At 71.7% G+C, this 18,871-nt stretch carries 17 protein-coding genes; 8 read left to right on the forward strand and 9 right to left on the reverse strand.

What is annotated here, in order from left to right; translation table 11 throughout:
* Positions 1–208: 208 nt before the first annotated feature.
* Complete coding sequence (locus ACFFRH_RS27180) at positions 209–940, forward strand: M15 family metallopeptidase (RefSeq protein WP_386160506.1); 732 nt, start codon at positions 209–211, stop codon at positions 938–940.
* 232 nt (positions 941–1,172) lie between these two features.
* On the forward strand, positions 1,173–1,883 hold the full coding sequence (locus tag ACFFRH_RS27185) for a L,D-transpeptidase family protein (RefSeq protein ID WP_386160508.1): 711 nt from the start codon (positions 1,173–1,175) through the stop codon (positions 1,881–1,883).
* A gap of 220 nt (positions 1,884–2,103) precedes the next feature.
* Here ACFFRH_RS27185 and ACFFRH_RS27190 read toward each other — a convergent pair whose 3' ends face one another.
* From ACFFRH_RS27190 to ACFFRH_RS27200, 3 genes are all read right to left on the reverse strand, one after another.
* Positions 2,104–2,748: a response regulator transcription factor gene (locus tag ACFFRH_RS27190; protein ID WP_386160510.1), complete on the reverse strand. Its 645-nt coding sequence runs from the start codon at positions 2,746–2,748 to the stop codon at positions 2,104–2,106.
* On the reverse strand, positions 2,739–3,842 hold the full coding sequence (locus ACFFRH_RS27195; protein ID WP_386160512.1) for a sensor histidine kinase: 1,104 nt from the start codon (positions 3,840–3,842) through the stop codon (positions 2,739–2,741). Before ACFFRH_RS27195 ends, ACFFRH_RS27190 begins: the two co-directional genes overlap by 10 nt.
* Positions 3,843–4,124: 282 nt before the next feature.
* Positions 4,125–4,841 (reverse strand): MerR family transcriptional regulator, encoded by a 717-nt coding sequence (locus tag ACFFRH_RS27200; protein WP_386160514.1) that lies wholly within the window; start codon positions 4,839–4,841, stop codon positions 4,125–4,127.
* 63 nt (positions 4,842–4,904) lie between these two features.
* Here ACFFRH_RS27200 and ACFFRH_RS27205 point away from each other — a divergent pair, with 63 nt between their 5' ends.
* The gene (locus ACFFRH_RS27205; protein ID WP_386160516.1) at positions 4,905–5,381 is read left to right on the forward strand and encodes a DUF6194 family protein; all 477 of its coding nucleotides are present in this window, start codon (positions 4,905–4,907) and stop codon (positions 5,379–5,381) included.
* Between the two features lie 373 nt (positions 5,382–5,754).
* Here the strand turns inward: ACFFRH_RS27205 and ACFFRH_RS27210 are convergent, their stop codons facing one another.
* From ACFFRH_RS27210 to ACFFRH_RS27220, 3 genes are all read right to left on the reverse strand, one after another.
* A complete protein-coding gene (locus ACFFRH_RS27210) occupies positions 5,755–6,390 on the reverse strand; it encodes a DedA family protein (protein WP_386160518.1) in 636 nt (211 codons plus the stop codon).
* A gap of 609 nt (positions 6,391–6,999) precedes the next feature.
* The gene (locus tag ACFFRH_RS27215; protein ID WP_386160520.1) at positions 7,000–7,629 is read right to left on the reverse strand and encodes a YigZ family protein; all 630 of its coding nucleotides are present in this window, start codon (positions 7,627–7,629) and stop codon (positions 7,000–7,002) included.
* 53 nt (positions 7,630–7,682) lie between these two features.
* The gene (locus ACFFRH_RS27220) at positions 7,683–9,578 is read right to left on the reverse strand and encodes a sigma-70 family RNA polymerase sigma factor (protein WP_386160522.1); all 1,896 of its coding nucleotides are present in this window, start codon (positions 9,576–9,578) and stop codon (positions 7,683–7,685) included.
* Between the two features lie 632 nt (positions 9,579–10,210).
* On the opposite strand from ACFFRH_RS27220, the gene ACFFRH_RS27225 reads away from it, so the two are divergent.
* The 3 genes from ACFFRH_RS27225 (at position 10,211) to ACFFRH_RS27235 (ending at position 13,885) form a co-directional block, all read left to right on the forward strand.
* Positions 10,211–11,650 carry a DUF1996 domain-containing protein gene (locus ACFFRH_RS27225; protein WP_386160524.1) on the forward strand — a complete coding sequence of 480 codons (1,440 nt, stop codon included), beginning with the start codon at positions 10,211–10,213 and terminating at the stop codon, positions 11,648–11,650.
* A 109-nt stretch (positions 11,651–11,759) separates the two neighbouring features.
* Positions 11,760–12,359: a DUF305 domain-containing protein gene (locus tag ACFFRH_RS27230; protein ID WP_386160526.1), complete on the forward strand. Its 600-nt coding sequence runs from the start codon at positions 11,760–11,762 to the stop codon at positions 12,357–12,359.
* Positions 12,356–13,885, forward strand: coding sequence for a ferredoxin reductase family protein (locus ACFFRH_RS27235; RefSeq protein ID WP_386160528.1), 1,530 nt, complete (start codon positions 12,356–12,358; stop codon positions 13,883–13,885). Before ACFFRH_RS27230 ends, ACFFRH_RS27235 begins: the two co-directional genes overlap by 4 nt.
* Before the next feature lie 112 nt (positions 13,886–13,997).
* Here the strand turns inward: ACFFRH_RS27235 and ACFFRH_RS27240 are convergent, their stop codons facing one another.
* From ACFFRH_RS27240 to ACFFRH_RS27250, 3 genes are all read right to left on the reverse strand, one after another.
* Entirely contained in the window at positions 13,998–14,882 is an 885-nt protein-coding gene (locus ACFFRH_RS27240; RefSeq protein ID WP_386160630.1) for an ATP-binding cassette domain-containing protein, read from the reverse strand.
* 86 nt (positions 14,883–14,968) lie between these two features.
* Positions 14,969–15,997: an ABC transporter permease gene (locus tag ACFFRH_RS27245; RefSeq protein ID WP_386160530.1), complete on the reverse strand. Its 1,029-nt coding sequence runs from the start codon at positions 15,995–15,997 to the stop codon at positions 14,969–14,971.
* A complete protein-coding gene (locus ACFFRH_RS27250; RefSeq protein WP_386160532.1) occupies positions 15,994–16,989 on the reverse strand; it encodes a sugar ABC transporter substrate-binding protein in 996 nt (331 codons plus the stop codon). Before ACFFRH_RS27250 ends, ACFFRH_RS27245 begins: the two co-directional genes overlap by 4 nt.
* Before the next feature lie 400 nt (positions 16,990–17,389).
* On the opposite strand from ACFFRH_RS27250, the gene ACFFRH_RS27255 reads away from it, so the two are divergent.
* Together ACFFRH_RS27255 and ACFFRH_RS27260 are read left to right on the forward strand one after the other, a co-directional pair.
* Complete coding sequence (locus tag ACFFRH_RS27255) at positions 17,390–17,767, forward strand: hypothetical protein (RefSeq protein ID WP_386160534.1); 378 nt, start codon at positions 17,390–17,392, stop codon at positions 17,765–17,767.
* Positions 17,768–17,794: 27 nt separating this feature from the next.
* Complete coding sequence (locus ACFFRH_RS27260) at positions 17,795–18,781, forward strand: sulfotransferase family protein (RefSeq protein ID WP_386160536.1); 987 nt, start codon at positions 17,795–17,797, stop codon at positions 18,779–18,781.
* Positions 18,782–18,871 lie beyond the last annotated feature (90 nt).

Raw genomic sequence — 18,871 nt, forward strand, 5'->3', positions numbered from 1 at the left:
GCGTCGAGCCTGACTGCCTGACCTGCGGCGGTGTCGGCCAAAACCGCGCTGCGGCAACCGGCCTCAGCGGCCTCTCCTCCGCCCGGGAAGCCCGCGGATCGTCTTTCGCCCCTTACGGTTCGTAGGCGCCGTCCGTGCGGGTTCCCGGCACCTCGTCAAGGCGGGGTATCGATGAGAGCAGGCAGATGGAGGGTTCTAGTCTGAGGAGATGGCATTCATCCCACGCCACCCGTCGGCTGCGGCGGCACTCGCCCTACTCAGCGTGACCGGCATCGCCGCGGTGACGGTCGCGGCGTCCCCGCCGGTGCCCCCTGCCCCGGGCACATCACAGGCGTCCACGACGGCGACCCCCGCCCCGGGCGCATCACAGGCGTTCACCGCCACGGTGACGCCGGTGTCCCCGGACCAGCTCCGCCATTCCTGGCATCGGGGATGCCCGGTGCGACCCGCCGACCTCAGGATGATCAGCATGACCTACTGGGGTTTCGACGGCAGACCCCATACGGGAAAGATGGTGATCAACGAATCGGTGGCCGACCAGGTCGTCTCGGTCTTCAGAAAGCTGTACGGCCAGCGCTTTCCCATTCGGCGGATGCAGCCGGTGGAGGTCTACAAGGGCAGCGACGACGCCTCCATGGCGGCGGACAACACCTCGGCCTTCAACTGCCGGCGCGTCGGGACCACCGGCAACTGGTCGCAGCACGCCTACGGCCTGGCGATCGATGTCAACACCCGAGAGAACCCCTACATCCATCCTTATCCAGGCGGCACCGTCGATCCCCCGAACGCGAAGGGCTACGTCCGGCGCCCCCTGGATCGGCCAGGAGTCATCAACCCCGGTGACGACGTGGTTCGCGCGTTCGAGAAGATCGGCTGGGGCTGGGGCGGATCATGGTCGACCGCGAAGGACTACCAGCACTTCTCCCAGAACGGACGATGACGCCTTCGCGCTGAGATCTCCCGGTGCCGTGCCACGGTGGGAGCCGCCGGCGGCCGTTTCGACGGCGTGGGACCGCCGACCGGTGAGCCCTGGCCGGATATGAGCCGGGGCCGACGTCACCGCGCGACGTGGCCGAGAACGTCCGACGCGAGCGGGGCATCCACCAGGAGCGAGGCTCTGACCTGGCCCTTAGCCATACCGAGCACGCCTCTTGCCTGGTTAACCTGCACGTATGGACAACGTTGACCGGAGAGCTCCCGCGGGCTTGAGAACGGCCTCCCTCGTGGGCGCCGCTCTGTTCGCACTCCTCATGACCTTCGGCGGGATTTTCGGGGCCCGTGCCGTCTCCGCCTCCACGGCCGCCGCCCTGCCACCCCCGTCGCCGGGACGGCAGCTCATCACCGTGACGGCCGACGCCTACCAGAGGAGCACCGCCACGCTGGTCGCCTACACCGCGAAGAACGGCCGCTGGGTGAGGACGTACGGGCCGTGGACGGCGAACGTCGGCGAGAGCGGCATCGCCCCGCCGGGCCAGAAGCGGGAGGGCGACGGGCGCACCCCGTCCGGCACGTACGGGTTCGACTTCATGTTCGGGGTCAAACCCGATCCCGGTGTGAGATTCCCCTACCGGCAGGCGCTCTCCTACGACAAGTGGAACGACGATTCCGCCAGTCCCCTCTACAACACCTGGGTGGACGCCCGCCACGCCGATCCGGGGACCACTCCCGAGAACATGACGAACCCCCCGGCCTACGACTACGGCGCCGTGATCGCCTACAACACCGAGAACCGCACGCCCCATCTGGGTAGCGCGATCTTCCTCCACGTCAGCACCGGCGCGCCCACCAGTGGCTGCGTCAGCCTGCCTGTCGACAAACTGCTGCGGCTGCTGCGCTGGATGGATCCGAAGCACTCCCCGCAGATAGACATCAGAGTCGCCTGACCAAGGAACGACGGCCCGTACGAGCGCCGCGTCGACGATGCCACCGATCCTCCGGGGGCGCTCGCCGACGTCGCGGAGCTCCTTGGAACGCGCCTTGAGCCGGGCGTTCGCACGTTCGGCCGGGCCCGAGCGCACCGTGAACCTTGCCGTGGCGGTGGAGAACCCGAGGTCGCCGGGCATCGCGGGCTCGCACCGCCCCGCCGGAGGTCGAAACCCGGGCTCAGGAGCCGAGATAGCGCAGCACCGCCAGGACGCGGCGGCTGTAGCCGGTGACGTGGAGCAGGCCGAGCTTGTCGAAGATGGCGTTGACGTGCTTCTCGACGGCGCTCTGGGAGACGTGCAGCCGTCCGGCGGTGGAGGCGTTGGTCAGGCCCTGGGCCATGTGGTCGAGCACCTCGCGCTCGCGGGAGGTGAGGCGGCTCAGCGGGTCGGCGTGGGTGGTCCTGGCCAGCAGCTGGCGTACCACCTCGGGGTCGAAGGCCGCTCCCCCGGCGCCGACGCGGTCGAGCGCGTCGAGGAAGTCGGCGACCTGGGCCACCCGGTCCTTGAGCAGGTAGCCCACCCCCTCCACGTCACCGGTCATCAGCTCGGTGGCGTAGCGCTTCTCGACGTACTGCGACAGGACCAGCACCCGCGTCCCCGGGTGGCGGCGCCGGATCTCCAGCACCGCCCGCAGCCCCTCGTCGGTGTGGGTCGGCGGCATCCGCACGTCGGCGACCACGACGTCGGGCCGGTGCTCGGTGACCGCGGCGACGAGCGCCTCGCCGTCGCCGACCGCGGCCGGGACCTCGTGGCCCTCCTCGATCAGCAACCGGACCAGCCCCTCGCGCAGCAGGGTCGAGTCCTCGGCCAGGATCACCCGCACGGGAGCTCCGCGGTGATCGTGGTGGGCCCGCCGGGCGGGCTGTCGACGCCGAGGCGGCCGTCCAGCGCGGCCACCCTCCTGGCCAGGCCCGACAGCCCGCCGCCCGCCGCGCTCGCCCCGCCCACGCCGTCGTCCCGTACCCGCACGACGACCATTGTGTCGCGTTCGCGAACCTCGACGGTGATCGCGGTGGCGCGGGCGTGCTTGGCCGCGTTGGTCACCGCCTCGCTGACCACGAAGTACGACGCCGTCTCCACCGCCGTCGGCGGTCTCGCGGACAGCTCGCAGACGACCTTGACCGGGACGCCGGAGCGTTCGGCCACCCCGGCCAGCGCGTTGGCGAGCCCGAGGGAGTCCAGTCCCGACGGGTAGACCCGCCAGGCCACCTCGCGGAGCTCGGCCAGTGCCTGCTGCGCCTCCTCGTGTGCCTGTTCGAGCAGTTCGGGCCGTCCTCTGCGTGCCCGTCCGACCAGCATGGACAGTGCCACCAGCCGTTGCTGCACCCCGTCGTGCAGGTCCCGCTCGATCCTGCGCCGCTCGGAGTCGACGGCCGCCAGCACGCCCGCGCGGCTCTCGGCCAGCTCGGCGATGCGGCGCCGCAGCGCCTCGGTGGGGTCGGGGCCGAGCATGCGTGCGGCCAGCCGCCGCTCCAGCGCGTACACCCCCACCAGGCCCGACAGGTCCAGGAACAGCAGGACGAGGCCCGCCAGGAGGGCGTAGGCGAGCAACGGCGCGCTCGGCGTCATGCCGTCGAACGGCAGGCCCCTCCCCCAGGACCAGGCGAGGGCGACGGCCATCCAGGCGCCGCAGACGAGCAGGAGGATCACCAGTCCGCCGAGCACGCCCACCGGCACCCTGGCCGCCAGGTAGCGCCACTCCTGCCCTTCCGGGGGGTCGGCGCCGAGTTCGAGGGCGGCGGGATCGAGACGCAGGCGGCGGGCTTCGAGCACGGCCAGCCGCCGGGCCGCCCCCCGCACGGCCGGATGACCGGCGAACGGCAGCGTGAGCAGCAGGAAGACGAGGCCGAGCAGGGCGGTGAGCGTCCCGAGGACCACCGCGCCCAGCAGCCGCAGCCCCTCAGCGACGGGACGCATGCCGCCCCTCGTGCCTCCCGTGCCGCCCGCTCGCCCCGGCTCCCGCGAGCACCGGGAGGACACGAGGCACCCCGGGGCCTTCCATCAGTCCGACCAGCTCATCCGACATGTCCCAGAGGCTACAAACGATCGGGTCGTGACTGGAATGAGGTGCGTGGCCGTTTCCGGGCTGCGGAAAACCACACCCCGCCGAAAACCTCGGGTACGCACGGGTGCGGGCCTGTCCGAGGCCCATCTCGGCACCTGGGACACGAAACCCGCTGGTGCGTATGGGAGCGGGGCTCAGCCCACCGGCGGGAGCAACGCGCCCAGTGCGGCGGCACCGTCGAGGAGGGCTCTCGACCGGGCGTCGATGCTCGCGTCCCGGGCGGCCAGCGTGGTCATCACCTCGTCCCAGCGGCGGGTGCGCCGCAGCTCCGGCATCAGCGCCCGGAGCGAGGCGACGCGATGACCGGCCATGCGCAACTGGTGGACGATCCGCGCGTCCCGCACATCGTCCGGGAAGTAGCGTCGCGCCCCTCCCGGGGAGGCCCGCCGGGGCACGACGAGCCCTTCCGCGTCCCAGTGCCGCAAAGCCGAGGGGCGCACCCCGAGCGCGACGGCGAGCTCGGAGACGCTCATGACGTCCGAGGGGCGTACGTCGCCGATCGACTCCCCGGAGATCGTCGCGGCGGCCTCCCTGGCGAGCCCGAGTTCCCGCCGCTCCGTGTCGAGCCGGGCGTGGGCCGCGTCGAGCAGGGCGAGCAGGTCCGAGGCGGGATACGCGTGCGCCGCGCGCATGATCCGCTTGGCCTCGACCGGTCCCGCGCCGGCCGCGAGAGCTCGGTAGGCCAGCGCGGAACGCAGGTGCGTCTCGTCGTAGACCCGGTATCCCGTGCCGGTGCGCGTCGCGGGAGGCAGTACGCCGTCGCGCTCGAGATTGCGCACCTGCTGGACGGAGCATCCGGCACGTCGCGCGACGTCGACCGTCCGCATGGTGGCCGACTTGCGACTTCTCACCCGTCCACCTGGGCATGTCCGGGGCGAAGTCTCCACAAGCACATGAATGAAACGCTACAACACATGAGTATCGACGAGATCACCGAATTCGTCGCCGGCCTCGACGGGGTCCTCACCCTCAGGCCGGCCCCCGGCGACGGTTCACCCGAGCTCAGCTGGGGCGACGTGTTCTTCTACTACGCCCCCGACGGCGAGGTGCCGAAGGCGACCCAGCCCTTCGCGACGATCGTGACGAAGGACTACCCGGAGGACGAGCGATCACGGCTGGACCGTCCCGGCGCCTTCCGCCTGAACCTCTTCGCCGGGAAGGACGCCTTCGTCGGCTGGATCGGCCGGCAGCCGCGCGACGCGGCCACGGACGAGAGCGACCCGAGCGTGGCCGACTCCGTGATGGCGCACCCCGTCTACGGCACGCTGGGCTGGCTCGCCGTGGTGAACCCGGGGCCGCGGACGGAACCGGCGGTCCGGGAGCTGCTTCGCACGGCCCACGACCTGGCCCGCTCCCGCCACCGGCGGCGCGCCGGATCGACTTCGCCCTGACTGATCCGAAGGTGGCCGGGACACGCCGGAAAGGGGCCGGGAATCGAGAGGACGTCGCGGTCGAGGCGCGCCGGCGCCTGCTCGCCCGCCTCGTCCCCGAGAAGGCGGTTTCCGGCGATGCCCCTGCCCTCCGGCCTTCCACCACCCGGCGATGCCCCTGCCTTCGACACCGAGGCGACACCTTCCGCGGCGCTCCCGGGGAGGGCCGGATCGGCATGATCGGTGCATGAGCCCGGCGAGCGTGTCATGAGGGGGCAGGGAGGTCTTCATGAACGGGAAAGGGCCCGCCGGGAGAGGGGGGATCGGCCGGGGTCGAGAGGACCCCGGGCGCGAGCCCCGCCGTCGTCCGGCAGGCCCTACGGCGCGTCCGCGGCTAGGCGTGGTGCTTGCCCTTGCGCCGGTCGGACAGCCTGACCACGATGAAGACCACCACGGCGAGGATCACGACGCCCAGCACCGCCTTCGACACGACCCCCATGTACTGCTCGACCAGGTCCCACTGCTCACCGAGCAGGAACCCCGCCATCACGAAGGCCGTGTTCCAGATGAGGCTGCCCAGGGTGGTGAGGAGGGTGAAGATCATGATCGGCATGCGCTCGACCCCCGCGGGGATCGAGATGAGGCTGCGGAAGATGGGGATCATCCGGCCGAAGAAGACGGTCTTCCTGCCGTGTCTGGCGAACCACGCCTCGGTCTTCTCGATGTCGGAGACGCTGACCAGCGGCAGCTTGGAGGCGATGAACACCACGCGCTCCCGGCCCAGCAGGGCCCCGACCCCGTACAGCGCCAGCGCGCCGATCACCGATCCCAGGGTCGTCCAGAGCACGGCGTCGAACAGCCCCATGTTCCCCTTGCTCGCGGTGAACCCGGCCAGCGGCAGGATCACCTCGCTGGGCAGGGGCGGGAACAGGTTCTCGAGTGCGATCGCCAGCCCCGCCCCGGGCGCACCCAGGGTTTCCATAAGGTTGATCGCCCATCCGGCGATCCCGTCGACATTCGGTGAACTCATAGGGACAAGGCTACGGAGAGCTGCGTACGGTGTGGATGCGGAACGCTTCCCGCCTCGTCTGGCGCGCGCCGCAGAGCTCGGCTGCGGAAAACCGCAGCCGCCCGCGACGCGACCGGTTGTCTTCCGAAATTTCCGCACGTCAGCAGGGCATCGGGCGGTCAGGACGGGGATCGCGGTGGTGCCCGCAGAGCCCGTCCTGCCCCGGGAACGGACGGCCTTGGCCGCCGATCGGCCCCGTCACTTCGTGAGGAGTGTGACCCATCCCACATTTATCGCTTCGGGGGCGACGCGTGTCGGGGGCCCTCACGGGGAAGGGTCCCCGATTTCCCCGGGGGTCCGGCGCGGATGACACGCGAGCCCCGCGCGGGTCGGACGCGAGTTCAACGCGGGTCGGACACAAGCCCGGCGCGGGTCGGACGTGAGCCTGGCGCGGGTCGGACGCGGGTCGGACAGGGCCCACACGAGTCAGGCGCGCTCTCGGTGCGGGACAGGCGTGGGCCGGGCGCGGGCCGGGCACCCCGGACGCGATCTCGGTGCGGGACAGGCGCGGACCAGGCACCCCGGACGGGGGCAGGCACTCCCGTACGGGGAGGCACGCCCGAAGCGGTGTCAGGCACTCCTGAGGTGGATCGCCTCGCCCGGCTCGATCCCGGCCTGTCCCGCGGTCAGCGTGGCGACCCAGCCGGGGAAGGCGGGCAGGTCCCGCTCGCGCACCGCGACGCGGAAGCCGACCTCCTCGCCGTAGACGACCTCCCTGACCTCGTACGGCGAGGCGCGCAGGTCGTTCTCCAGCCGCCCGGCCCTGACGTGGTCCACGGTCACGGTCATCACCTGGGCGGGCACCATCTCGACCAGTGGCGTGAGGTCCAGCGTCTTGCCGACCGACGAGCCGTACGCGCGGACCAGGCCCCCGGCGCCGAGCTTCACCCCGCCGAAGTAGCGGGTGACCACCGCCACCGCGTCGGCGACGCCCCGGCGCAGCAGGGTCTCCAGCATCGGGGTCCCGGCGGTGCCGCCGGGCTCGCCGTCGTCGTCGGCCCGCTGGACCAGGCGGTCGCCGCCGATCACGTACGCCGAGCAGTTGTGCGTGGCGTCGCCGTACAGCCGCCTGCGCGTGGCGACGAACTCCCTCGCCGCCTCCTCGGAGGAGGCCGGGCCGACCGCGCACAGGAACCGGGAGCGCTTGATCTCGATCTCGTGTTCCGTGGTGTCCTGCGGAGTCAGGTACGGGTCGGGCACCCGGCAAGGCTATCCACCCTCCGGTCACTCCCCGAACAGCACGGTCGGCACGGTCAGCGGGCCGCCTGGAAGGCGCGGCCCGCGCGGGTGACGGTCCCGTCGTGGCGGAACAGGCCGCTGTTGGGCTCGGTGTCCGAGGAGGGCAGGCCGAACCAGGCGTAGCGCCGCACGTACGGCAGGGAGGCCAGCATCTTGGTGGAGGCCGTGACGAACGCGGCCTGCTGGGCGTCGCTGGCGTAGCGGGTGCCGTTCGAGAAGTCGATCAGGGCGTACTCGGTGAGCCAGATCGGCTTGCGGTAACGCTTGTACACGGCCTGGACGTACGACTTGAGCTGGTTCACCGCGGGCTGGGTGCGGAAGTCCGCCCCGTACCAGTGCAGCGCGATGAAGTCGACGCGGTAGTCCCGTTCCTCGGCACCGGTCATGAAGCGGTCCAGCCAGCCGCCCGGGGTGGCGGCGCCGAAAGCGACGGAGGGGCTGCTGAGCACGCGGCCCGCGGACATGAGCTTCGGCCAGAGCGACAGCGCCTCCTCCACGGTCATGTTGGCCTGCTGGGGCAGGTCGGGCTCGTTGAAAGCGAGCAGGTAGGGCCCGGCGCTCCTGGCCTGGGCGAGGTTCTCCGGGGTGACGCTGCCCGACCCCCAGATCATCGGGACGAACCCGTCGGCCCTGGGGCCGGTGACACCCTCGCGTTGCGTGGACCAGGTGTAGTACCAGCTCGCGCCGGACTTCGCGAACGCCGTGCTGAGGCCGGGCATCTTCCACACGCCCACGCCCTTCCTGGGGGAGCTCACGACGGAGGCGGGAGGCGGCGTCCGGGTCGGCGTGGGGGTGGCCTTCTTGCGGCCGGGAGTGGGAGACGGGGAGGGCTCGGGCGTGGCGCTCGCCGACTGAGGAGACGGCAGGGGCGGGGGCGAGGGCGGCGAGGCCGTCCGCGTGGGCACGGCGAGCGGCGGGGCGGGCTCGGGGGCCGTGAGCTGCCCGAAGATCAGGACGCCCGTGACGACGACGGCCGCCGCGCCGCCGATCGCGATCGGGGCGGGGGGCAGCGAGGCGAGCAGGCCGGGCCGCGTCGTCTCCAGGGCGTGCGCGCCGTGGGACGCCCCCCAGGAGGTGGCGTGCGCGACCGCCTCGACGGCGGGCGGAACGGCGTGGAGGTGGTGCAGGGCGAAGCCGATGGGCAGGGGCAGCAGCGGCAGCCCGCTGAGCAGCCGGTCGATGGGCAGCAGGCCCGCCGTGCGTCCCTGGCAGATGGCGCAGTCACGGATGTGCCGGGCGAAGCGCTTGCGCCACAGCGGGCTGGGGACGCCGTTCCAGTTCGCGGTGAGGGCGCGCAGTTCGGCGCATCCGGAGTCGGCGCGCAGCGCCCGCACGATGGTGCGTCCCGTCTGGACCTGCTCCTTCATCCGCTGGACGCGTACGGCGGCGTGGCGCCCCGACAGGCCGAGGGCTCCGGCGAGGTCGGCGCGGCCGAGCTCGCCGGTCTCCTCCAGCCACCACAGGGCGAGGAGCGCCTGGTCGTCACCGTCCAGCCAGCGGGTGGCCTCGGCGACCTCGCGGCGCTGGTCGGTGAGGCCGAGCCGCAGGATGGTCACGGCGGCGAAGTCGGAGGCGGGGTCGGGCACCTCCTCGGCGGTGTCGAGGTCGGCCCTGCGGTGCTGGGTGCTCCTGCGGTCCTGCTCGTGGTCGCGCACCTGGCGGACGGCGATCGCCACCAGCCAGGACCGGTACGCCTGCGGGTCGCGCAGGTCGGGCAGGGCGCGGACGACCCGCAGGAACGTCTCCTGGACCACGTCGTCGACGTCGGTGTGACCGTTCAGCGCCCGGCCGACGATGTTGTAGACGAGCGGGAGGGAATCGGCCACCAGGGCGTCCAGCGCCTGCTGGTCTCCGTCGCGCGCGGCGGCCACCATCGCCGTGTCGGGTCCGCCCCTACCGGTTCCGAGCATCGCACTCCGCTTCCTGTCGTCGTCCACGGTTCGTCGTCCCCGCGTCACGCCGGGCGCGGGCAGGGACGATTCTCTCCATAACTCCTCATAGCGGAAGACCGATGAGCCCCCTCTATGGAGACCGTCGGCAGGTCAGGCGGACAACGAAAATTTTCTCCGCCCTTTTTCTGAGTTTTTGTTGTCGCTCGTCCTCCCCTCGGTCTCCTGTACAGGAGCAGCACACGCCCGACGCCGGGCGTGACGGCGAAGGAGGCTCGCGACGATGGCACCGGGGAGGCGCGGTGACGCTGTCACAGGACCATATGTCCTGTTCAGCGAGGTACCGCCGTGCACGGCGACGGTCTTCGCGCCCCCGTCCCCACACCTCGTCCGAGCGCTACGACCTCGCCCGCTCCCCCGCCGCCACCGGCGGTGGCCGATGGGATCGCCGTCACGGCGGCCCCCGGTCGCACCCCGGTCGGGGGTGCTCACACCCACCCGAACCCCGCCAAAGCGGTCAGGCTCCCCCGGCGCCGCCCACGCCTCCCCCACCGGACGCCGTCCGCTGACACGCCGGGCCACGAACCGTTCCGGCCGAGACGCCGTCGAGCACCACGTCCATCACATCTCGCCCCCCTAAGGACCTCATCCACATGAGTGAGACTGTTCCGAGCACCACGGCCCCGGGTCGCGGACCGGGCAGGCGAGCCCGCCGTTTCGCACTCGCCGGTGCCCTCGCGACCATCCTGGGTGCCTCGCCGGTGAACGGCGTCCTCCCTGCCAGCGCGGCCGACGCCCCGCTGTCGCAGAGTGGCAGGGCCACCGCCTCCTCGTCCGAGCGGGGCGACCTGTCCGCCTCGGCGGCGATCGACGGTGACGAGGACACCCGCTGGTCGAGCGCCTTCAGCGACCCCCAGTGGCTCCAGGTCGACCTGGGCGCGTCCAAGGCGATCAAGAAGATCGTGCTGAACTGGGAGAACGCCTACGCCACGGCCTTCACCATCCAGACCTCCGCCGGTGGCGGCCGGTGGACGACGATCCACACCACGACCGCGGGCAAGGGCGGGGTGCAGACCCTGAACGTCTCGGCCACCGGCCGCTACGTCCGGCTCAACGCCACCGAGCGCTCCTCCCGGTACGGGGTCTCGCTGTGGGAGTTCGAGGTCTACGGCACCGGCTCGGGCACCACCCCCCGGCCGAGCACGTCCCCGACCGGCACGACCACCCCCAAGCCCAGCGCCACTCCGAAGCCCAGCACCACCCCCAAGCCCGGCACGACGCCGACCACGCCCTCCGGCGGCGACCTGCCCAAGGGCCCGGTCCCGCCCGGCGCGGTGCGGGTGGCGGAGTTCCTCGCCGAGTGCCCCTACACCCACCGGCTGCCCGACGACCCGATCGTGATGCCGGGCCTCGCGGGCGGGTCGCACATGCACAGCTTCTTCGGCAACACCACCACGAACGCCGACTCCGACATCAAGAGCCTGCTGAAGGGTGAGACCACCTGCAGCCCGAAGGCCGACCTCTCCTCGTACTGGGTGCCGACCCTCTACAGCGGCGACAAGCCCGTCGAGCCGACCGGCACCACGTTCTACTACCTGGGCGAGGGCATCAAGGACGAGCTGATGGCCCAGACCCGGCCGCTGCCGCTGGGCCTGCGGATCGTGGCCGGCAACGCCAAGGCGACCGGTCCCGGCGACCCCACCAGCAGCTCGCGCTGGTCGTGCCTGCACGCCGGCGAGGTGGGCTCCTCCAAGAACTTCGTCAACTGCCCGGCCGGCAAGATGATGGAGTCCTACCTGGACTTCCCGCACTGCTGGAACGGCAAGGACCTGGACTCGCCCGACCACAAGAGCCACATGTCCTACCCGGTGAACGGCGCCTGCCCGGCCTCGCACCCGGTGATCGTGCCCAAGCTGCGCCAGGTGCTGCGCTACCCGGTCAGCGGTGACCCGGCCAAGTTCCGGCTCTCGTCGGGGCCGGGCTACACCATGCACGCCGACTTCTTCAACGCCTGGCCCGAGGCCGAGATGGAGCGTCGCGTGCGCGACTGCATCCGTCCGATCGTCAAGTGCGGTGCCGACGGCACCCCCTGAGACGGCAGGTGACCGTCTTCGGGCGGAAGCGTACCGTCTGACCTGAACGGGGCGAGGCCCGGCATACCGGGCCTCGCCTCACCACGGGAACGGCGAGCGAAGGAGCGGCATGAAGGCGTCCACGATCGGTGCGTCGGTACTCGTCGTGCTCACCGTCCTGCTGGTGTCGCGATGTGTCGCGGCCGAGCCCCAGACCCATTCGGCCGCGAACCACCCACCGTCGCGAAGCGGCCCCGCCGCGCTTCCCTCACCGACCGGAAGCGCGCCGGGCTCCTTCAACAACACCGACATCGCGTGGCTGCAACTGATGATCCCGATGACCGAGCAGGCGGTGCGCCTGCTGGAACTGGCCCCCGGCAAGACCACCGATCCGAAGCTCAGGCGGTTCGCCGAGGAGCACGTCTCCGATCGACGTACGACGCTCCGGGGGCTGCGCGACCTGCTGCGGCGGTCGGGGGTGCCGGAGAGCAACGAGCACGAGGGGCATGACATACCGGGCATGGTGATTCCCGACGACTTCGCGGCCCTGAAGCGGGCCGACGGCGCCGCGTTCGACCGGCTCTTCACCAAGGACGCGCGCGAGTACCTCACGCAGTCCGTCCTGGTCGCGAAGAGCGAGCAGAGGGCGGGCTCCGACCAGGAGACCAAGGCGTTCGCCGCCGCCCTGGAGAAAACCCACGGCGGCCAGCTCACCCGGCTGGAGCCGTGAGAGGCGCCGCCCCCGCCCCCGGCTCCGGCACGCATCCGCGTTCCGACGCGCCCCCTCCTTCCGACGCGCACCCGAGTTCCGACACGCGTCCGCCTTCCGACACGCATCCGCCTTCCGGCACGCGTCCTCACCCCGGTACGCGCACACGTTCCGGTGCGGGCACACGTTCCGGTGCGGGTACGCGGCGGCGCAGGGTCCCGGCCCGCCCGCCCGCGCGCCGGGCGCGGCCGTCCCTGGTCCTCGCCCTGATCTTCGCCGGAGCCGTCGCGGCGACCGCGACGTGCTGGTCGGACCTGGCCTCGATCTCCGGGGTCACCGGCGCGCTGGCCTGGGCGGGCAGGCTCACCGGCCTGCTCGCGGGCTACGCCTGCGCCGTCCTGCTGGGGTTGATGGCCCGCGTCCCCTCACTGGACCGCGGGGTCGGGACCGACCGGCTGGCCCGCTGGCACGCGACGGGCGGCCGCCACACCATCGTCCTGTCGGTGGCCCACATGCTGTTCGCCGTCGCGGCCCACGTGGCGCGCTCGGACACCGGCGTGCCGGAGGCGGTCGCGGGTCTGCTCCTGGACGGCCCGGCCATGCTGGAGGCGGCGGTCGCCCTCCTGCTGCTGACCGGCGTCGCGATCGTCTCGGTGCGCGAGGTGCGGCGCCGGATGCGGTACGAGACCTGGCACTACCTGCACTTCGTCACCTACGGGGCCGTCTTCCTCGGGTTCGGCCACCAGCTCACCGGGCCGGACTTCGCCGGCAGCGCCGTCATGAGCGTGTTCTGGTACGCGCTGTACGTGTCCGTCGTCGCCCTGCTGGTCTGGCACCGCTTCCTCACCCCCGTCCACCGCGCCCTGCGTCACGGGCTCCGGGTCGCCGAGGTCCGCCGGGAGTCGTCCTCCGTGGTGTCGGTCTATCTGACCGGCGAGCATCTGGACGAGCTGGGCGCGGAACCCGGCCAGTTCTTCCGGTGGCGGTTCCTCGCCCCCGGCATGTGGTGGACGGCCAACCCCTACTCGCTGTCGGCACCGGCCAACTCCCGCTTCCTGCGGATCACCGTCAAGGGCGTCGGCGACCACAGCCGCGCGCTGGCCGGGCTGCGGCCCGGCACGCGCGTGTGGGCCGAGGGGCCCTACGGCGCCCTCACCGCCGCGCGGCGCCGCAGGCCGCAGGTGCTGCTGGTGGGCGGGGGCGTGGGCATCAGCCCGCTGCGCGCGCTCTTCGAGACGCTGCCCGGCGAGGTGACCCTCGTCTACATGGCACGCCGCGACGAGGAGCTGATCCTCCGCCACGAGCTGGACGCCATCGCCGCCATGCGCGGCGCCACGGTCCACTACACCGTGGACGAGCTGACCGGATCGTCCGGCAGGCGGAACGTGCCGCTGACCGGCCGCGCCCTGCGGAGCCTGATCCCAGGGCTCGCCGTCCACGACGTCTACCTGTGCGGCCCCGCCGGGATGACGGTCGCGGCACGGCAGGCCCTGCGCCGCGCGGGTGTCCCCAGCCGCCGCATCCACGTGGAGTCCTTCGACTTCTGAACGGTTCACCCGGCCCGCTCGTCTCGCCCACTTCGTGGGAGGGACGCGGGTTTCACGAGGGTCGCTCGACTCGCGGGGATGGCGGTGTTGTTTCCCCCGAGTCGGCCCCGGCTCACGGGGGTGGCCCTGTCTCCGGCGTCTCCGGCGTCCCCGGCGTCCCCGGCGTCCCCGGCCCGGCCGCGGGGCCGCCCCGGCTCAGCTCGTGGGCGAGCTGCTCCAGCTCGGCGCCCCCCGCCATCAGCGAGGTGAGCTCCTCTGGGGTGATGTCCGCCTTGGCGTACTCGCCGAGGCTCGCCCCCCGGTTCAGCAGCAGGAAGCGGTCACCGATCGGGTAGGCGTGGTGCGGGTTGTGGGTGATGAAGACGACGCCCAGGCCCCGGTCGCGCGCCTGGGCGACGTAGCGCAGGACGACTCCGGCCTGCTTGACGCCCAGGGCGGAGGTGGGCTCGTCCAGGATGAGGACGCGGGCGCCGAAGTGGACCGCGCGGGCGATGGCCACGGACTGGCGCTCCCCGCCGGACAGGGTGCCGACGGGCTGGTCGACGTCGCGGATGTCGATGCCCATGGAGCGCAGCTCCTCGCGGACCGTCCGTTTCGCCCCCGTCACGTCGAAGCGGCGCAGCGGCCCCCGGCCGAGCACGGGTTCGGAGCCGAGGAAGAAGTTCCGCCAGACCGACATCAGCGGGATCATCGCCAGGTCCTGGTAGACGGTCGCGATGCCCTTGTCGAGGGCGTCGCGGGGGCTGGCGAAGGCGGCGGGGGCGCCGTCCACCAGGTACGAACCGGAGTCGGGGGCGTGCACGCCCGACAAAATCTTGATCAGCGTGGACTTGCCCGCGCCGTTGTCGCCGAGGACGCAGCTCACCTCCCCCGCGCGGACCCGCATGGAGACGTCCCGCAGCGCGATCACGCCGCCGAACGTCTTGCCCACGTCGCGGACCTCCAGCAGGGGCGGGGCGTCCGTTCCGCCCTCCGTCACCGCCCCGTCCCCCGTCACGGTCCCGTCTCTCTCCACTGCCTCGTCCCTCTCCACGGCCCCGTCCCTCTCCACGGTCCCGTCCCCCGTCGCGACCTCGTCCCTCCTCACCGCTTCACCTCCTCCGCGTACCGGCGGACGAACCGGTTGGCGAGCGTGGCGAGCAGCAGCATCGCGCCGAGGAAGAACGTGAACCAGTCGGCGTCCCAACCGGCGAAGACGATGCCCTTGTCGGCCATGCCGAAGATCACCGCGCCGACGGCGGCGCCGATAGCGGAGCCGTGGCCGCCGGTCAGCAGGCAGCCCCCGATGACCGCCGCGATGATGTAGACGAACTCCTGGCCGACGCCGGAGCCCGCCTGCACCGAGGTGAAGCGCAGCGCCATGATCGAGCCGACCAGCCAGGCCGCCCCGGCGGTGGTCACGAAGAGCGCGATCTTCGTCCGTTCGGCGGGAACCCCGACCGCGCGGGCGGCCCGCTCGTCGCCGCCCACCGCGAAGATCCAGTTTCCGGCCCTGGTCCTGGTGAGCACCCAGGTGGCGAGGGCGGTGACGGCGAGCCACCACAGGATCGCCACCCGGAAGTCGGTCCCGCCGACCGGGATCGTCCCGGCGAGCACCGCCCGCACCTCCTCGTACCCCTCGGCCCGGCGCAGGCCGCCGACCTGCACGGTCCCGGTGAGAGCCTTGGTGACGCCCAGGTTGACGCCCTGGAGCATCAGGAAGGTGGCGAGGGTGACGATGAAGCTGGGCAGCCCGGTTCGTACCACGACCAGCCCGTTGAGGAAGCCGACGAGCAGCGCCACGGCCAGGGCGGCGAGCATCGCCGCCCACACCGGCAGGTCGTAGCGGGTGGCGAGGATCACCGTGACCAGGCCGACGGTGCCGGTGAGCACTCCGGCCGACAGGTCGAACTCTCCGCCGATCATCAGCAGCGCGATCGCCACCGCCATGATCCCGAGGGTGGAGGCCGGGTCCAGCCAGTTGGCCACGCCCTCGACCGAGCGGAAGACCTCCGACTGCCCCGCGAAGAACGCGAAGACCACGAGGGCGCCGACGACGGCCCCGAGTTCCGGCCTGATCAGCAGCCTGCGGGCGACCCCGGTCGCGGCGAGCCGCTCGTCGGCCACCGTCACCGGGTGCCGCTCTCGGCCAGTTTGGCCACCTTGGCGGCGTTGTCCTTGGTGACGAAGCCGGGGCCGGTGTTGACCGGGAGCCCTCCGCCGACGGTGTTGAGATTCTCCTTGTAGAGGGTGAGGAACGTGATCGGCAGCCAGCCCTGCAGGTACTGCTGCTGGTCGACGGCGAACAGGATCTCGCCGTCCTCGATGGCGGCGACCACGTCGGCCGACAGGTCGAAGGTACCGAGCTTCGCCTTCGAGCCGCCGTCGGCGATGGCGTCGCGGGCGGCGACGGCCACCGCGGGGTTCAGGGTGAGGACGCCGTTGAGGGAGGTGTCCGCCTGGAGCCTCGCCTTGATCTTGGAGGTGGCGTCGGCGAGGTTGCCCACGTCCACCTGGAGCCGCTCGACGGTGCCGCCCAGTCCCTGGGTCGCGCCGTTGCAGCGCTGGTCGAGCCCGACGTTGCCGGCCTCGTGGATCACGCAGAGCAGCTTGGTGACCCCCTCGGCCTTGAGTTTCTCCCCCGCGCCCCGGCCCGCCACGTCCTCCGACTGGCCGACGTGGGTGACCGCGCCGAACTCGCGGGAGACGTCGCCGCCGGAGTTGATGGTGATCACCGGGATCCCGGCGGTCACGGCCTTGCCGACGGACTCCTTCAGGGCGTCCGGGTTGGCCATGGAGACCACCAGGCCGTCGACCTTCTGGCTGACGGCCTGGTCGATGAGCTGGGACTGCCTGGCCGGGTCACCGTCGCCCTGGTAGGTCACGGTGACGCCGTAGCGTTTGCCGGCCGCCTCGGCGCCGTTCTTGACCACGTCCCAGAAGGCGTCCCCCGCGCTCGCGTGGGTGACGACGGCGAAGGTTCCGCCACCGGCCGCCGGGGCGGGGCCGCTCGCCGCGCCCGCGGTCTCTTTTGTGGGCTGCCCCCCGGCCTGCCCCGCCGAACAGCCGGTCAGCGCGGAAAGGCCCAGCACGGCCACCGCGACCAGCCCTGTCGTCCACTTCATCGGTACCTCCGCGCGTCGCCTCGCCGGATCTCCCTTATCCATGGTTTGTAACCAACGCATTACCTACGTGTCAATAATTTGTCGTGACATTATGACTTATGAAATCGCGGATGACGGTGCGCGCCCGGCCGGGCCCGCCTTCGTACCATGACATTCGCGCCCGCCGTCGCCGGGGCTTTCTCCACTCGTCGGCGCGGCTTTCTCCACTCGTCGCCTGGGCCTTCTCCGCTCGTCGGCGCGGCGTGACGGCCGTGACGGCCGTGACGGCACGGCCCGCCGCACCGTCACCGGAGGGCCCGCCGGGAGGTCCACGCCGCCCACCCCGGCACGGCCACGCACGCTCACGGCACGGCCGGAGCGCGGCCACGACATGGCACAACATGGCACAACATGACACGGCATGGCACGGCGCGGCACGTCACGGCACCGCGAGGCCGCCCATCGGCGGTGCGGGCGGGAGGCGTACGGGCGGGAGGCCGCGCGGACCGGGCCGCGGGAGCGCGAGGGCGAGGTGAGGGCGAGGAACCGCGAGGTGAGCTCGAATCTGAAATACGGCACGAGTATCCTGTTTATTCACAACGCGACAAAACTCCTCCCCAGCAATGAAATAGAGGAAAAGAACTCAGCGTTCACTGAACGGGACAACACCCTTCACGTCCACGACCTGGAGATAGGCGCCGACGACTGGAATCCCCTCGACCGGGAAGCCCTTTGGATCACGGCGATCACACAACCGAGCCCTTGCCTTCGCCGCAGAAGGGGCTATATTTACCAATAATCATAGTAGGGATTAAGGGTAATAACGATGCCCCTGCCGAATTTCCTCACGATCGGTGCCCCCAAGTCCGGGACCACCGCCCTGCACTCCGCCCTGGCCCGGCACCCGGGACTGTTCATGTCCCCGGTGAAGGAGCCGAAGTTCTTCCTCAGCGACGGCCCTCCGCCGACCAGGGGAGGACCGGGCGACGCGCAGACCTACCGCGAGCACGTCTGGAGACGAGAGGACTACGAGGCCCTGTTCAGCGCGGCACCACCGGGAACGCTCACCGGCGAGTCGACCCCGTTCTATCTCTACGACCTGGCGGCGCAGCGGCGCATCAGGGCCGCCATCCCCGACGCCAGGCTCATCGTGGTGCTGCGCGACCCGGTGGAGCGCGCCCACTCCAACTGGACGCACCTGTGGTCGGCCGGGCTGGAGCCGATCGGCGACGTGGTGCGGGCCTGCGCCGAGGAGGAGCGGCGGATCAAGGCGGGCTGGGCCCCGTTCTGGCACTATCGCGGGCTCGGCAAGTACGGTGAGCAGCTTGAACACCTGTTCACCCTCTTCCCCCGCGAGCAGGTGCTCGTCTACCGCTACCGCGACCTGGTCGACCGCCCCGCCGACACCCTCGACCGGATCTTCCGTTTCCTCGGGGTGGAGACCGGCGTGGTCACCGAGGTCCCCCGGGAGAACGTGACCGCCCACCCGGAGCCGACCCGCGGGCACCGGATGCTGTCGCGGGCGCTGCGCGTGGCATCGTCGGTGGGACGGTTCCTGCCGTCGCGGGTGAGCGTGGCGCTGACCGACCCGCTGGAGCGCAGGCTGCAGGAACGGGCCCGCTCCCGCCAGCCGCTGACCTGGGACCAGCGGGAGAAGCTCATCCCCTACTTCACCGAGGACGTGGCGCTGCTGCAGAAGGTGACCGGGGAGGACTTCAGCGACTGGCTCCGCCCCCGCGAGCGCTCCGGCGGCCTGGTGGGCACCCGCCCCAACGGCCAGCGCCAGGCGCGCAACGGCCGCCCCCAGACCTAGTGCCCAGCGGGGTGATCCCCCGGCGTAGCCGGACGACTCGCGCGCCCGGCTACGCCGGTCCAGAGCTCGAACCGGCCGGTCCGGGTCGTG

The organism is Streptosporangium vulgare (genome assembly GCF_042428775.1).
Classification (GTDB): domain Bacteria; phylum Actinomycetota; class Actinomycetes; order Streptosporangiales; family Streptosporangiaceae; genus Streptosporangium; species Streptosporangium vulgare.